We start from the raw sequence: 15129 nt of genomic DNA on the forward strand, positions 1-15129 counted from the left end.
CTCACACGAACAGGCGCAGCAGGTCCTCCTGCGTCTCGCGGCGGACGACGACCCTGGCCTCTCCGTCGCGCACGGCCACGACCGGCGGCCGCGGCACCTGGTTGTAGTTGCCGGCCGCGGAACGCTGGTAGGCACCGGAGCAGGGGATCGCGACCAGGTCGCCCGCCTGGATGTCACCGGGCAGCTCGACGTCGTGCACGAGGATGTCCCCGCTCTCGCAGTGCTTGCCGACGATCGTGAACGACCGCGGCGCGGCGTCCCCGGTCCGGGAGACGAGCGACGCCGTGTAGGCGGCGCCGTAGGTGGCCGGGCGCGGGTTGTCGCTCATGCCGCCGTCGACGCTGAGGTAGCGGCCCTTCACGGTGCCCACCTCGTAGATCGCCACCGTCGTGGGCGCGGCGATCGACCGGCCGGGCTCGACGGCCGGCCGCACGTCCGCGGGCACCACCGCGCGCAGTACGTCGGCCAGTTCGGCGGGCCTCGGGGCCGCCTGCTCGCCCGGCAGGTAGCGGACGCCGAGCCCGCCGCCGAGGTCCAGCCGGCCGACGGCGACCCCGTGGGCGGCCTCGACCTCCTTCAGGAAGGCCACCATGCGCTCGGCGGCCGTCGCGAACGACCCGAGGTCGAAGATCTGCGAGCCGATGTGCGAGTGGAGCCCGACCAGTTCCAGGCTCGGAGCGGCCAGCACCCTGCCGACCGCCTCGATCGCCTCACCCGAGGCGATCGACAGCCCGAACTTGGTGTTCTCCCCCCCGGTCGCCAACGCGGCGTGGGTGTCCGCGTCGACGCCCGGCTTCACCCTGATCATGACGCGCTGCCGCACGCCGGCGGCGCGGGCCAGGTCCGAGAGCCGGTCCAGTTCGGTGAACGAGTCCACGACGACGCAGCCGATGCCCCACTCCACCGCGTCCCGCAGTTCCGCCACGGACTTGTTGTTCCCGTGGAAGACCACGCGCTCGGGGGGCATGCCGCCCAAGCGGGCGACGGCCATCTCGCCGCCACTGCACACGTCCAGCGAGAGGCCGAGCTCCCGCAGCCAGCCGACCAGGGCGGGCGCCAGGAAGGCCTTGCCGCCGTAGTGGACGTCACCGTCGGGGAACGCCGCCGTCCACTCCGCGCAGCGGCTGCGGAAGTCGTCTTCGTCGAGAACGTAGACCGGGGTGCCGAACCGGGCGACGAGGTCACCGACCCCCACTCCGCCGATACGGAGTTCGCCGCCCGCCCGGGAGGCCGTCCGCGGCCACACCTGGTCCATGTCGCTGTAACTGCTCATGCCGCCGAAGTTAGGGAGTCCACCTCCCCGGAAGGAGCGAGCGTCGAAGAAGTGCATGCTCAGCATCCCGCCCATGAGCGCCCACCCCGCCCCGCGGCCGGCCCGGCCACCCCGCCCGGCGGTCGCCCGCGTCTCCGGCCCGCGCACGCCTCGCTCTAGCCGTTGAGCACCTGTTCGCGCAGGATGTCGGCGTGCCCGCAATGGTGGGCCAGCTCGCGCAGGACCTGGAGGTAGACCCAGCGCAGCGTGCGCGGCCCGGCGCGGTGGCCGGTCGCCACTGTGTCCAGCGGCAGGTCGGCGACGACCGTCCGGGCCGTGGCGCAGGCCGCCCGGTGGGCCGCCGTGACGGAGGCGACGGTGTCGTCGTCGGCGAGCCGGAAGGAGTCGTCCGGCGTCTGCACCAGACCGAGTTGTCGGCGGGAGGTGCCGCCGACGCACTCCTCGAACCAGACCCGCTGCATCCAGGTGACGTGCTTGAGCAGCCCGAGCGGCGTCGTCGCCGACGGCACGAGCCGGCGGCGCGCCTGCTCCTCGCTCAGTCCGTCGAGGCTCGCCTCGACCGCACGCCGGTACTCCTCGACGAACGCGTCGAGCTGGGTGCGTTCGCCGTCCAGCGCCACATCGAACGGACCCACCGGCCTCTCCCCTCATGCCGCACCCGGGGCCGACGCCGTCTCGTACGCCGACCGTCGACGATCCTAGGACCCGGCCCCTGCCCGCGCGGTGCGCCGAGCGGGAAGATCCGTCCGATTCCCCCTAGAATGACCTGACATGACAGAGAAAGCCGGGATCGGCCGCCGATCGGTGCTCAAGGCCCTCCCCCTCGCCGTCGCCGCGGTGGCGTCCGACGGGATCGCCGCCCGGCACCGCGCGGTCGCGGCGCCGGCGCCCTTCCCGCAACCGGTGGTGTCGGCCCCGCTGCCCGTCACCGGCTCGGGACCGCCGGTCGTCGCGCACCGGCTCGACGTCCGGTTCACGGACCTCCCGGTACCGGGCTACGGAAGCGTCACCACGCGGGCGTACAACGGAACGGTGCCGGGGCCGACCCTGCGGGTGCGCGGCGGGGACACGCTGCGGCTGACGCACACCAACGGCCTGCCGCCCAACCCGCCCTACAGCGGTGACCACAACCGGCCGCACCACGCCAACAGCTTCAACCTGCACGCCCACGGCATGCACGTCTCGCCGTCAGGGGACGCCGACAACGTCCTGCGCGAGTTCGCGCCGCGCACCGCCGGCGAGGCGGCGGCGGGCGTCGCGGAACCTCAGTACGTGACGACCATCGACATTCCGGCCGACCATCCGGCGGGCACCTACTGGTACCACCCGCACCTGCACGGCGCCACGGCCGAGCAGATCGCCGGCGGCATGGCCGGAGTGATCATCGTCGAGGGCGACGTGGACGAGGTACCGGAGATCAAGGCGGCCGCCGACGTGGTCGTCTGCGTCAACGAGCTCAAACTCCGGAACGGCAAGGTCCCCGCCTTCACCTCGGGCGGTTGGATGACGGACGTCCCCTCCACCTTCACCGTCAACGGGACGGTCAACCCGACCCTCACGCTGCGCCAGGGAGAGGTCCAGCGGTGGCGGCTGGTGGCCGCGACGGCGTTCACCGCGCTGCCGCTCCGGATCACCGGCGGCGATGCCGATCTGACGATGCACCAGATCGCGCAGGACGGCGTCACCTTCGCCGCGCCCGTCGCCCTGGACCTGCTGCACCTGGCCATGGGCAACCGCGCCGACGTGCTGGTCCGGGGTGGCCGGCCCGGCACGTACGAGCTGCGGGCGGACGGGGTGTCCCAGCCGCTGATGACGATCGAGGTGACGGCGGCGCCGGCCGGGCCCGTGATGGAGCTGCCGGTCACGCTGCCGCCCGGAAAGCCCTTCCTCGACGAGAGCGACGTCACCGATCCCGGCGCGGAGCGGGAGGTGGTCTTCCACGTCGACCCCCGCGTCTTCGCCGGCGCCTTCCCCAACGCCTTCCGGGTGCTGGGGAACCACCCGACACCCGCGGCCGACCCCGGCGGCGACCTCGCACGCGACCCGGCCTACGGCCTGTTCGATCCCGACTTCGTCAACCACACCCTGGAAGTCGGCACCGTCGAACGATGGACGGTCCGTAGCGACGAGACCGGACCCGCGCTCAACCACCCCTTCCACCTGCACACCAACGGGTTCCTGGTCACCCACAGGAACGGCGAACGGCTCGACCCGCCGGTCTGGCACGACACCGTCGGCCTGGCGGGCGGCCGGCCCGGCGACTCCGTCACCTTCCTCGTCAGGTACGAGGACTTCACCGGCCGCACCGTCGCCCACTGCCACCAACTGCACCACGAAGACCTCGGCATGATGCAGTCCGTCGCCTACGTCGCACCGCCGGACCCGAGCGGAAGGCGGCGATAGTCGGTTCGAGCGTCCCGGTCAGCACACAACCGCCGCCGAACGGGAGGGATTCGGTGACCCCGGAGGGGGCCGCACAGCGGTGCCGGGCCGGACCGCTCGTCGTGCCGGACACAGAACGTGGCCGTCCCGTGCGGACTTTGGCAACCTCCGGGCCGCGCGCCGCGTACGTCACCGGGCCGTCGCGCCCCCGGACTTGAACTCGCTGACGTTCACGAAAAGGGGCCGCTCACTCCGAACCCGCGGCCACCACCGTTGCGGTGAGGGGTTCGAGGGCGGTGACCAGTTCGTCGAGTTCGGCGGGAGACAGGGCGTCGTACGGCGGGGCGGCGAGCTCGTCGGTGAGGGCTTCCACGCGCTGCTTGGTCGCGCGGCCGGCGTCGGTGAAGCGTCCGTCGGGGTCGACGAGACCGCGCTCGCGCAGGCCGTCCACGACCGCGGCCAGCCGCGCCTTCGGGAGGTGGTGGATGCGCCCGAAGGACTCCGGCGGGTGGATGCCCTGCGCGATCGCGTCGAGCACGTGGGCCTCCGTGCCGCGGACGCGGGAGGCGACGAGCGCGGCGATGTGCCCGTCGCAGCGGTGCTCGCGCAGCATCGTCGCGGCGTGCCACAGCCGGGCGACCGGGTCGCTCGGCACCGGGAGCGTGCGCATCCCCGCGAACATCATCCGGCCCTCGGTGGGCGCGCTCGTCGCCGCCTTGGTGCTCAGGTCGGCGGCGCGCACCAGGCCCGGGGAGCCGGCCAGTTCCTCGCCGAGGATGCGTCGCAGGGAGGCCGCGCTGCCCCGTTCCCGCGCGGCCAGCGACGCCTCGGGCGGGATCTTCTCCCACGCGCTCGGGATGTGCCGCGCGACCTCCCCGTCGGCGAAGCTGTAGAACGCCGCGTGCACGACCTCCGCGGGCACCCGTCCCAGCGGCGCGGCGCGGCTGGCGAAGTAGCCGTCCCAGTAGGTGCGGTGGCCGAGCGCGGCCAGTTCCTCGTTGCACTCGTCGGCGAAGAAGGTGACGAGGCAGATCGGTTCGAGGAGCTCGAACATGCGGCGGGGGGTGTGCGTCATGGCGCACATCATGCCGCGACCGGCCGGAGCCGACGGGCCAAGTGCGCGTCGCCGGAAGGGTGGTGAGTCGGGCGCTGTCCGGCCGTCACGCCCCGATGAAGCGCACCGTCTCCGTCAGGTCCGCGCGCCCGGTGCGCAGGCGGGGCACGCCCTCCTTCTCGTGGCCCACCGCGATACCGCAAACCAGGACGAGCCCGTCCTCGGCTCCGATGATCCGGGTGACGGTCCGGTGGTACATGGTCCACATCACCTGCGGGCAGCTGTGCAGCCCTTCCGCCCGGAGCAGCAGCATGACGGTCTGGAGGTACATCCCCGCGTCCGCCCACTGCCCGGGGCCCATGGTGCGGTCGAGGCAGCAGAACAGGACGACCGGCGCGCCGAACGCCTCCGAGTTCAGGGCGGCGATCTTCCGCGGCCGGTCGGGGTCGTCGCGCGCGATCCCCAGGGCCTGGTAGCGCTGGGCGGCCGCGGCGGAGAAGCGGTCCAGGTAGGGCGAGGCCATCTCGTCCGGGTACATCGGGTACTCCCGCGGGTCGCCGGGATCGCCCGCCAGGGCCCTGGCCGTCGCCCGCCGCTTCAGCTCGGCCAGCGGCTCGCCGGCCACGACGAACACCCGCCACGGCTGGAGGTTCCCGCTGGACGGAGCGCGCGTCGCCGCGCCCAGCACGCGTGCGAGCAGTTCCCTGGGCACCGGCTCGTCGCTGAACGCCCGCACGGCCCGGCGAGTGTCCACGGCCTCGTACACGTCCACGCCGCTCCGCCCCCTCGGTCGACGACGACCACGCGCTCAGCCGGACGGCGTGCCCGCGGTCCACACGCCGAACCACTGCTCGGCGCCGTACTCCTCGAAGCGTGCCACCTCGGCGAACCCCAGTTTCTCCGCGACCCGCAGCGAGGCGGCGTTGGCGGCCTGGGCGCTGAGCACGACGGGTTCGCCGGGAAGGGCCGCGGCGAACCAGTCGAGGGCCGCCGCTGCCGCCTCGGCGGCGTACCCCTGTCCCCACGCGTGGGGCAGGAACATGTAGCCGAGCTCGGTCTCGCCCCCTTCGGGACGGACGTGGCCCGGGCGGTCGGCGGCGCGCCGGTCGAGGGTGATCATGCCGATCATCGCTCCGTCGCGCTCGACCACGAAGAACCCGAAGCGCCGCCCGGGCAGTTCGGGCATGGCCTCCTCCAGGTCCGCACGCGGCTGCGCGCCTCCGACGTAGGTGCCCACCTCCGGTGAGGAGAACAGCTCGAGGAGGCCCGCCCGGTCCCGGGCCTCGGACTCGCGCAGCACGAGCCGCCCGGTGGTGATCACGGCGGGTGGCCAAGCCCCCTGGGCCGATTCCGTCATGCGGGCCAACCTAGCCAGCGGGCTCGGCCACGATCAAGGGTTCCCGAGCGAGGAACGCGGGGGACGCCTGGACCAGTTGTCGGCCCAGGACACCTTCGTCAGCTCCTCGGAGGTCCGCCGGACGCGTCGGGCCTCCTCGACGTCGCCCGGGCGGGAGGAGACCTTCTGCCCGGCGGGCGGCCCTCCGAGGTGCCCGGGGCCGCCCGGTCCGTGGATTCGACCAGCACCGCGGTCGGCCGCGAACCGGCTGCCGCTGCTCTGACGGCCGTGCGGGATCAGTCGCCGAGCCGGAGACGGTCTTCCGCTGCCCGTGACGCACGAGCCGGATCGAGCGGCTGCCGCCCGCCGGGTGAGGGCGTGTCACGGTACGGGTACGAACCGGGCAACTCGGCACCCAGGGAACGGAATCGGTTGCGATGATCGCTCGCGTGAGACCGGGGGTCGGAGCGTATCGGGAGCGCCGCTGGTGGCGGCTGGCCGCGCTGCTGGGCGCGGCCGCGGTGGCGGGCAGCGGCGTCTACGCGCTCTGGCAGGTGCGGCACGGCGGGATGGCCGCGGCGGACGTCGTGACGGTGCTCGGGTTCCCGCTGACCGTCGCGGGGTTCGCCGTGACGATCTCGGCACTGCGCGGTCAGGACCAGGGCACCGCAGCCGACCTGACGGCCGGTCAGGCGCGCACGCTGGCGCGGCTGGTCGCCGACGTCGAGGGGCGGGTGCTGACGCAGCTGCTCGGCGCCGACACCGAGCGGATCACCTTGCACTACTCCCTGGCGGCGGCCCGGGGGCGGGCCGCGCGGGCCCCGGCCGCCGGCGTCTCCGTCGCGGACGGCACGGTGAGCGCGCCGGGCATCGCCTCCTACTACCGCGCGACCCGCCCCGCCCGCCTGGTGATCACCGGTGCGGCGGGCGCCGGGAAGACGGTCCTGGCCCTGCAACTGGCCCTCGACCTGATCAGGGACCGCGAGGACGGCGACCCGGTACCGCTGCGGGTGCCGCTCGCGGGCTGGGATCCCGCCCTCCCGCTGCGCGACCTCCTGGTGAACCACCTCGTGGACGTCTACGGCCGCAGTCCGAGGACCGCCGCGAACCTGGTCGACCACCACCTGGTACTGCCGGTGCTGGACGGCCTCGACGAGATGGACCCGCTCGCGCCCGGCGGCGTCCCCGATCCCCGGCCCGTCCGCGCCCTGTGGGCCCTGGCCCGGCTGAACGCCTACCGGGAGGCGGGGACGGCCGGCCCGCTGGTGCTGGTCTGCCGTGCCGCGCACTACGACGCCCTCCCGCCGGACGCGGCCCTGAGGGACGCCGCCCGGATCACCGTCTCCCCCGTCGACGCCCCCGGTGCCGTCGCCTACCTGGCCGCCCGCGCGCAGCACCCCGACCGCTGGCGGCCCCTGCTCGACGAACTCACCGCTCACCCGTACGACCTGCACGCGCGCGTGCTGTCGACACCGTGGCGGCTGTGCCTGACCGCCACCGTCTACGCGTACGGCGGCGATCCGGCCGAGCTCCTCGCCCTGTCCACCGCGGAGAGCCTCGACGCGCGGCTGCTCTCCCTCTACGTCCCCGCGACCACCCATGTCGCCGACGTCACCGGTGCCAACCCCCGCGGCTACACCGCCGACCGGGTGCACCGGTGGCTCCACCACCTCGCCGTCCATCTGGCCGCCGGCCCGCACGTCCCGTCCGGCAGCGAGATCATCCTGCACCGGCTGTGGCCCATGGCCGGGCGCACGCGCGTCCGCGCGACCGACGGGGTCATGACCACCCTCGCCTGCCTCCTCCCGCTCGCGGTCATCCTGCCGCTGCACCTGCCGGGGCTCCTCACGGTGACGACCGCTGTCGTGGCGGTGCTGACCGGGCTGTCCTGCGTAGCAGCCGGCCACAGCGTGCCGCTGCGGCTGGACCTACGCGGTCCCAGGGTGCGGCGCTCCCTGGTCTTCGCCCTGGTGCTCTCCCTGCTGGGCGCGGTACTGGCGGGAGCGGCATTCGTGCTCATCGGCCTGGTGCTGCCGCTGCCCTTCGACCGGGAGGCCGGCCCGGTCATCGGGCTGGCGATGGGACTGATCGGCCTCGCCCGCAATCTGACCGGGGATCAGAACGCGTGGGCCGTGCCGCGGGCCACGATCCGGGCGGACGCCCTGGCCCAACTGTTCCTCGGTGTGGACCTCGGCGCGATGGCGGGGCTCGTGACGGGGGCCTCGCACGGTGTCCCGGCCGTGCTGAGCGCGGCTCTCGTGCTCACCATCCCACTCGGGCTGCTGACCGACGCGGCCGATGTCCTGTCCGTCACGATGGAGCCGGCGCCGGCCGACCCCGCCCCGCGCGGCGGCGCCGCGCGGAGGTACCTGGCCTTCCTGCTGAGCGCGCGCGGCACGGTCCCCTTCCGCCTCACGCGGTTCCTGGACTGGGGAAGCGAGGCGGGGATCATGCGGTACAGCGGCTCCGCGTACCAGTTCCGCCACCGGGAGCTCCAGTTGTGGCTCGCCGCTCACCCCGAACCCCTCACCGGTCCCGGCCGGACCGCCACCCGTGGATGAGGGCGACCCGGCAGGAGCGGGCCGACGGTCAGCGCTGCGCGGTGGTGCTGGCCCCGTCGAGTGCCTCCCGGATGATGTCGGCGTGCCCGGCGTGCTGGGCCGTCTCCCGCATCACGTGCAGCAGGATGCGGCGCGCGGACCAGTGGACGGTCTCCGGTGGGGACCACGGGGTCCGGGGCAGGGGGACGGTCCGGTCGAGGTCGGCCAGGGCGGCGACCCCCTCCTCGGTCCTCCGCGCGGCGGCCGCGTACTCCTCCAGCAGCCCGGCGAGCGTCTCCCCGTCGGCCATCCGGTACTGCTCCATGTCGAGCATGCCGTCGGGTAGTTCGCCGTCCCCCTTGACCATGATCCGGGTCCAGACCTGCTCTCCCCGGGTGAGGTGCTTGAGAATGCCCCCCAGGGTGAGCGCGCTGACGGTCGTGTGCCGCGCGGCCTGCGCGTCAGTGAGGCCGCGCACGGTGATCAGCAGCAACTCCCTCTGCTCCGCGAGTGCGTGCAGCAGTTCCCCCCGCTCGCCTGGAAGGGGCGGAGCAGCATGGTGGTGGTGCGAGGACGTGGTCATGGCTCGACGGTAGGAGGGATTGCGGACGGTGACGGTCCTCGTTCCCCTCCCGTCGGCGCTCGGGAGCGGGTCACCGTCCACCCCGGTCGACCGGCCCGGCCCCGACCGCGCCGTGGTGTTCCAGGACGCGTGCCTGCTGCCCTGGCGCTCGGTGATCGACAACGTCGCCTACGGTCCGGAGCTCGCCGGACGGCCCAGGAAGGAGGGGCGGCGCGTCGCGGCCGAACTCCTCGTCCTGACCGGCCTCCAGGGGTTCGAGGGGTTCTGCCCCGACCAGCTCTCCGGCGGCATGCAGCAGCGGGTCACCATCGCCCGCGCCCTGGCCGCGGACCCCGACATCCTGCTGCTGGACGAGCCGTTCTCCGGGCTCGACGCGCAGACCCGCGAGAGCATGCAGGCGGAGCTGCTCAAGATCTGGGACGCCCGCAAGAAGACGGCCGTGTTCGTGACGCACCAGATCGACGAGGCCGTCCACCTCGCGGACCGGGTCCTCGCGTTCAGCGCGCGGCCGGCCCGGGCCGTGGCGGAGTGGCGGATCCCCTTCGCCCGGCCGCGCCGCCTCGCACTCAAGCACAGCCGGGAGCACCGCGACCTCGAAGAGGAGATCTGGGAGGTCGTCCGCGCGCAAGGGGCGCCCGACGGCGACCACTGAGCCGCGCGCCCCCCCGGGCTTGCCCGCCACCTGTCGGCTGCTTCCACTCCCGTCCCCAGGAGAGGAAGCAGCCGACGGGCGCCCGCGCCGGGCGTCACGGCACCAGGTCAGCGGCCCCCGCTGCCACCCTGGCCACCGGACCGGCCGCCACTCCCCCCGCTCGACTGCCCGCCGGAGTGGCCGCCCGACTGACCTCCGGACGAGCTCTGGCCGCCCCCGGTCAGGGCCGCCTGGCTGAGGTAGAGCGGCATCGAGTCCTCCCACTGGCTGTCGGTCAGCACGGTCTTGCCGGACCCGTCCGCGTTCATCACCATGACCATGCCGTACGGCTGGAAGGTGTTGTCGTAGAGAGCCGCCTCCTCACGGAAGCCGTACATCCCGGTGTTGTAGAGGATGCGGCCGTCGCTGTTCCAGACCGCGTGGCCGTCGTTCGCCCCGCTGCTGGTGAGGATGCTCAGGCCGGTGCCGTCGGGCTTGATGGTGCACACGTCGAAGTTGGTCGCGGCGGTCTTGCGGGTGAAGACGATGAGGCTGCCGTCCGGGGACCAGTCGGGGAGGTTGTCGGACTCGGTGGTGAGCACCGTCGTCGTCCCCGTGGTGAGGTCCAGGATGCGCAGGCCGTTCTCCTCGCCCCACACCCGGTAGACGATCCTGGTCCCGTCGGCGGAGTAGCTCGGGAACCCCGCGTTGGTGGAGTCGTCGGTGAGCGCCTCCGCGCCGGTGCCGTCGCTGCGCACCCGCCAGATCGCCGCCTTCATCACCGCGCGCTCCTGGAACCAGCCGCCCAGGCCGAAGGCCAGCCACTCGCCGTCCGGCGACCACGACGGCCGGAACGCCCCGGCGAGCCCCTCCGCCACCAGCGTCTGGTCCAGCCCGGAGGTGGTCGTGTCGAAGACCACCTTCAGGTCGCTGCCGTCGGGGTTCATGGTGGCGATGTCGGACATCGCCGGGCCGGTCTGCTTCTCGGTGATCGCCAGCCGGTCCTGGAGCGACAGGATCGGGAAGACGTCGCAGAAGCGGTAGTCCCAGTTGGTGTCCCAGCTGTAGAGCGGGGTGTCCAGCGTCCGGTTGGTGAAGTCCTGCTTCTCGTAGATCACCGACTTCCCGTCCGGCGACCAGCACGGTGAACGCACCCCGGCGCGGGTGAGGTTCGGGATCGAGCCGTTGACGTACACAAGGCCCTCGTCCGCGCCGTTCTTGAGGAGGTAGCCGATCTCGGTGCTGGTGACGTACTGCGGCGAGACCTTCAGGTGGGCGCCGGAGGTGTGCTCGACACGGTCGGTGCCGGTGGCGAGGTCCACGGAGACGATCTGCGACTCGGCGATGCCGATGTCCTCCGGGCGGTGCGCCTGCCAGGTGCCCTCGACGGTGATCTCGTAGTAGACGATCCGCCGGCCGTCCGGCGACCACTTCGGCGAGCCGAGGCAGTAGCCCGGCTTCGTCGCGAGCTGCCGGAACCCGGTGCCGTCCGGCCGGATGACGTAGATGCTCAGCTCCTGCGTGTGCTCCCAGCCGGTGCCGTTGTCGTGGCCCATCCACTGGGTGTTGCGGTCGCTGGAGAACGCGATCCACTGGCCGTCGGGCGACCAGACCGGGCGGAAGTGCCCGTCCGGGCTGGTGGGGTCGCCGGCCAGCGCCGCGGTGCCGCTGAGGTTGGTCAGCGCGCCCGTCTTCGTGTCCATCAGCCAGATCTGCGAGAGGTGGTCCGAGGAGCGCGTGGAGGAGAAGGCCAGCGTCCTCTTGTCCGGCGAGAGGGTCGCGCTGTCGTACACCGCCGGGCCGCCCACCACGGAGGTGACGGCGACGCCCTGGCCCGAGCCGTTCAGGGTCGTCGCGTAGACGTTGGCGTTGCCGTCCCCGGTGCGCTCCGAGGTGAAGTGGACGGTCTTGCCGTCGAACGAGTAGTTGGCGTGCCGGTCGAACGCCGCGGTGCCGCCCGACAGCAGTGGCCGCTCGTTCGAGCCGTCGGCGTTGGCGACGTACAGGGTCGACTTCGACGGGCCGATCCGGTTCATCAGCATCACCCCCTTCTTGCCGGTCGCGGCGGCGGCCACGGCGAAGGAGGGCCTGGGCAGCAGGACGGCGCCGGCCGTGGCCGCACCGGCCGCCAGAAAGGCTCGGCGCCCCATGCCCTTCCTCGCGCGCTTCTCCGGATTCTCGGAGTTCTCTGGCTTCTCGGGGTTCTCGGATTCCATGTCTCTTCCAGCTCCCGTCGATTGGATGATCGGGGTGTTGCCATGCGTGGACGTACGAGGGAAATACCGGGGCGGTACCGGGGACATGCCGGGGGTGTGGGAATTCCGCCGGGACCGGCACGACCGCCGGACTGCGGGAGACCGCTGCCGGAATACGGGTGGCCCACCGCGTGCGGCCGGCAGCGGATGATGCGGACGACGCGCTATTGGCGCCGGAGTTGACCCGTGCTTTCCTTGAGGTCGTGCGGGACGCTACTCCGCGCCTGTTGCACCGTCAATGAATCCACCGCACTGATTCCTTTTTCCGGCGACCCGCGGGACGCACTGCTTTCCGGGCACGCCGCATTCCGCTCGGACCGCTCGGCGAAATCGACACCGAGCGGAAAGAGGGGAATTCGGTCCGGACGTCGACGGGGAAAGGAGAAGGGGCACACCCGCACGCGCACCGTGCCACGGTCGCGCGGGAAGGGCCTTTTCCTGGACGCCCGGCCGGTGACACCGGGGCGGGCGCCCAGGAAGAGGAAGTCGTCCTCAGATACGGCAGAACGTGATGGAGTCCGGGTTCGGCACGGCCAGGGAGACGCCGGTGTCCGCGAGCGTCCCGGAGTGCCGGTCGACGCCGAAGACGTTCACGGTGCTGCTCGCCTCGTTGGCGACGAGCAGCCACCGCCCGCTGGGATGGAGCGTGAAGCCCCAGGGCGTGGTGCCCCCGCACGGGACGCTCTGCAGCGGGCCGAGCAGGTCGGTCCGCGGGTCGACGGCGAAGACGGCGAGCGCGTTCTCGCCCCGGTTGCCGGCGTAGACGAAGCGGCCGTCAGCACTGATCGCCAGGTCGGAGGCGCTCTTGGTGCCGGTGAAGTCCGGGGGGTCGAGCGCGAGTGTCTGACGGTGTGTCAGCGTACCCTTCTCCGGATCCCATCGCAGGGCCTGGAGGTCCGCACTGAGCTCGCTCAGCAGGTAAACCGTGCGGCCGTCCGGGTGGAAGGCGACCCGGCGCGGGCCGGAGCCGGGCGCCGTCGCGTAGGAGTACGGCCCGGCGGGGTCGCCCGCGGACAGGGTGCGCGTCGCCCGGTCGAAGCGGTGGACGAAGACGCGATCGGCGCCGAAGTCCGCGACCAGGGCGAACCTGCCGGTGGGATCGACCTCCGCGTGGTGCGGGTGCGGGCCGGCCTGCCGCGGGTTGGGGCCGGAGCCGGTGTCCTGGGCGAGGGAGGCGGGTGCCGCCAGCTCGCCGGTCCGCGAGATCGGCACGGCCGCGGTGAAGCCGTCCTCGAAGTTCGTGGCCAGCAGGGTGTTCGAGGGCCGGTCGATGCCGATGTACGACACCCCTCCCCCGTTCAGGCCGGTGCCGCCGGTGGACAGCTCGCCCGCCGGGGTCAGGGCGCCGCTCGCGGGGTCGATCCGGAAGGTGGCGACGACCCCGCCGACCGCCATGGTGGCGACGTACAGGATCGGCAGCGTCGGGTGCGGGACCGCCCAGTCGGCGGTGGCTTCACCCACTGGGCCGAGGGGCGTCAGGTCACCGCGGTCGGGGTCGAACCACGCCCCGTAGATCCGGGTGCCCTTCCAGGTGTTGAAGTAGACGAGCTCGCGCCGGGTCCGCGCCGGTGCCGCCGCTCGTGCGGCGGGTGCGGCAGCGGCGGAGGGCATCGCACCGAGGAACGGCACGGCCCCGGCCGCGGCCGCCAGCGAGCCCAGGACCGCCCGGCGGGACGGGCGTCCTGCCGTGCTCACGGCGGGAACGGCGGGGGCGGGCCGGCCGGAGCCGGGCGGGGCGTCGGTGGTCGGGTCAGGTCTGGAACCGGACATGTCGAGAGTGCTCCTTTGCATCTCGAATGCATACGAAGAGGTGACTCGGGTGGCTGCGGTACGCCGCAACCGAGTGGAGAGGTGCCCGGGAAGGCGCGTTGAGGATCGAGTTGACGGACGAGTGGAGAAACGCGTCGAGGAAAGCGCGCGACGGCGGCTGCTACGGGCGCTGACCTGAGGAGCGGCGCGTGGCGAGGCCGAGCCGCTTGAGGGCGTACTTGTCCAGCTGGGTGAGGATGCCGTTGAGGATCAGGGTGATCGCCATCAGGACGATCAGCCCGGCGAACTCGGATGCGGCGTCGAGGTTCGTCGCGGAGGTGAACAGTTCGTGGCCGACACCCTCGGAGGAGGCGATGAACTCCCCGCCGATGACGCCGAGGATGGCCAGCGGCCCGCCGGTCTTGAGCGCGGCGAAGAACGGCGCGGCCAGCGTCGGCACGGTCACGTAGCTGAGCACGTGGTGCTTGCGGCCGCCCATCACCTGGATGATCTCCACGAGTTCACGGTCCCGCAGCCGCAGGCCGAGGTAGAGGTTGTAGAAGACCACGAACGCCACACCGGTGGCGGCGATGTAGATCTTCGACCAGGAGCCGATGCCGAAGAACAGCACGAACAGCGGGGCCAGCGCGATCTTCGGAACGCCGTTGACGGCGGCGACCAGCGGCTCCATCACCCGCCCGGCGAGCGGGAAGGAGCCCAGCACCAGGCCCATCACGGTGCCGATCGCGACCCCGATGCCGAACCCGACGACCACCTCGAACGACGTCGTCCTGATGTCGGTCCAGCCCTGCGACGAGGCGAGCAGGCGGTGCAGGGCCGTCCACACGTCGGTCGGCTTGCTCACCGCGTACTCCGGGATCACCGGGCCGCTCATCTTCTGCCACAGGACCAGGCAGAGCACGATCACCGCCACGCGCAGCACGATGACCAGGACGGTGCCCCGCCACCGGCCGCTCTTCTCCTTTCCGGTCGTCGCCGGCTCCTCGGTCCCGGCCTTCTTCTCTTCCGCTGTCTCACGGGTAGCAGTCACCACCATCTGCTCCTTCCATTCCTCATCAGTCGCAACGGGTGGTGTTACGGCAGGTACTTGTCGGTGTAGTTGCTCGAAGTGACCTTCGCCTCCTGGGTCAGCGCGCCCAGCGAGTTGACGAACGCCACCGTCTTCGCCCAGTCCGCGGCGGTCATGGTGTCGCTGGTGGGCCAGCCGACCTGGGGGAGGCTGGCTTTGATGACGGAGGTGGGGATGCCGGGGAGTGCTTTTTGGGCGACGGTCTGGACGGTGGTGGAGTTGATGTTGGTGTGCAT

At 72.5% G+C, this 15129-nt stretch carries 12 protein-coding genes and 1 pseudogene; 3 read left to right on the forward strand and 10 right to left on the reverse strand.

The genetic code is table 11. The annotated features are described in order from the left end of the window. Window position 1: 1 nt before the first annotated feature. Both lysA and C4U44_RS31300 read right to left on the reverse strand, forming a co-directional pair. A complete protein-coding gene (lysA, locus tag C4U44_RS31295; RefSeq protein ID WP_103889422.1) occupies window positions 2-1273 on the reverse strand; it encodes a diaminopimelate decarboxylase in 1272 nt (423 codons plus the stop codon). Between the two features lie 155 nt (window positions 1274-1428). Then, window positions 1429-1908, reverse strand: a complete 480-nt coding sequence (locus C4U44_RS31300) for a DinB family protein (RefSeq protein WP_103889423.1) — start codon at window positions 1906-1908, stop codon at window positions 1429-1431. 136 nt (window positions 1909-2044) lie between these two features. Here C4U44_RS31300 and C4U44_RS31305 point away from each other — a divergent pair, with 136 nt between their 5' ends. Beyond that, complete coding sequence (locus C4U44_RS31305; RefSeq protein ID WP_103889424.1) at window positions 2045-3676, forward strand: multicopper oxidase family protein; 1632 nt, start codon at window positions 2045-2047, stop codon at window positions 3674-3676. Window positions 3677-3902: 226 nt separating this feature from the next. Here the strand turns inward: C4U44_RS31305 and C4U44_RS31310 are convergent, their stop codons facing one another. From C4U44_RS31310 to C4U44_RS31320, 3 genes are all read right to left on the reverse strand, one after another. Then, on the reverse strand, window positions 3903-4730 hold the full coding sequence (locus C4U44_RS31310; protein ID WP_103889425.1) for an SCO6745 family protein: 828 nt from the start codon (window positions 4728-4730) through the stop codon (window positions 3903-3905). Window positions 4731-4815: 85 nt separating this feature from the next. Continuing rightward, on the reverse strand, window positions 4816-5481 hold the full coding sequence (locus tag C4U44_RS31315) for a nitroreductase (RefSeq protein ID WP_103889426.1): 666 nt from the start codon (window positions 5479-5481) through the stop codon (window positions 4816-4818). 36 nt (window positions 5482-5517) lie between these two features. Then, window positions 5518-6066 carry a GNAT family N-acetyltransferase gene (locus tag C4U44_RS31320; RefSeq protein WP_103889427.1) on the reverse strand — a complete coding sequence of 183 codons (549 nt, stop codon included), beginning with the start codon at window positions 6064-6066 and terminating at the stop codon, window positions 5518-5520. A 428-nt stretch (window positions 6067-6494) separates the two neighbouring features. On the opposite strand from C4U44_RS31320, the gene C4U44_RS31325 reads away from it, so the two are divergent. Beyond that, window positions 6495-8606, forward strand: a complete 2112-nt coding sequence (locus C4U44_RS31325) for an NACHT domain-containing protein (RefSeq protein ID WP_160145152.1) — start codon at window positions 6495-6497, stop codon at window positions 8604-8606. A 28-nt stretch (window positions 8607-8634) separates the two neighbouring features. On the opposite strand, the gene C4U44_RS31330 is transcribed toward C4U44_RS31325, so the two are convergent. Then, window positions 8635-9168: a DinB family protein gene (locus C4U44_RS31330; protein ID WP_103889429.1), complete on the reverse strand. Its 534-nt coding sequence runs from the start codon at window positions 9166-9168 to the stop codon at window positions 8635-8637. Between the two features lie 28 nt (window positions 9169-9196). Here C4U44_RS31330 and C4U44_RS31335 point away from each other — a divergent pair, with 28 nt between their 5' ends. Then, on the forward strand, window positions 9197-9820 hold the full coding sequence (locus C4U44_RS31335; RefSeq protein ID WP_200823469.1) for an ABC transporter ATP-binding protein: 624 nt from the start codon (window positions 9197-9199) through the stop codon (window positions 9818-9820). Window positions 9821-9927: 107 nt separating this feature from the next. Here C4U44_RS31335 and C4U44_RS31340 read toward each other — a convergent pair whose 3' ends face one another. From C4U44_RS31340 to C4U44_RS41725, 4 genes and pseudogenes are all read right to left on the reverse strand, one after another. Then, window positions 9928-12015 (reverse strand): hypothetical protein, encoded by a 2088-nt coding sequence (locus C4U44_RS31340; RefSeq protein ID WP_235032479.1) that lies wholly within the window; start codon window positions 12013-12015, stop codon window positions 9928-9930. Between the two features lie 531 nt (window positions 12016-12546). Continuing rightward, window positions 12547-13824, reverse strand: a complete 1278-nt coding sequence (locus C4U44_RS31345) for a lactonase family protein (RefSeq protein ID WP_103889432.1) — start codon at window positions 13822-13824, stop codon at window positions 12547-12549. Window positions 13825-13984: 160 nt separating this feature from the next. Then, the gene (locus C4U44_RS31350; protein ID WP_235032480.1) at window positions 13985-14854 is read right to left on the reverse strand and encodes an ABC transporter permease; all 870 of its coding nucleotides are present in this window, start codon (window positions 14852-14854) and stop codon (window positions 13985-13987) included. Window positions 14855-14898: 44 nt separating this feature from the next. Further along, window positions 14899-15129, reverse strand: a pseudogene (locus C4U44_RS41725) (hypothetical protein); the annotation flags it as partial.

This window comes from Actinacidiphila yanglinensis, assembly GCF_900107965.1.
Lineage (GTDB): Bacteria > Actinomycetota > Actinomycetes > Streptomycetales > Streptomycetaceae > Actinacidiphila > Actinacidiphila yanglinensis.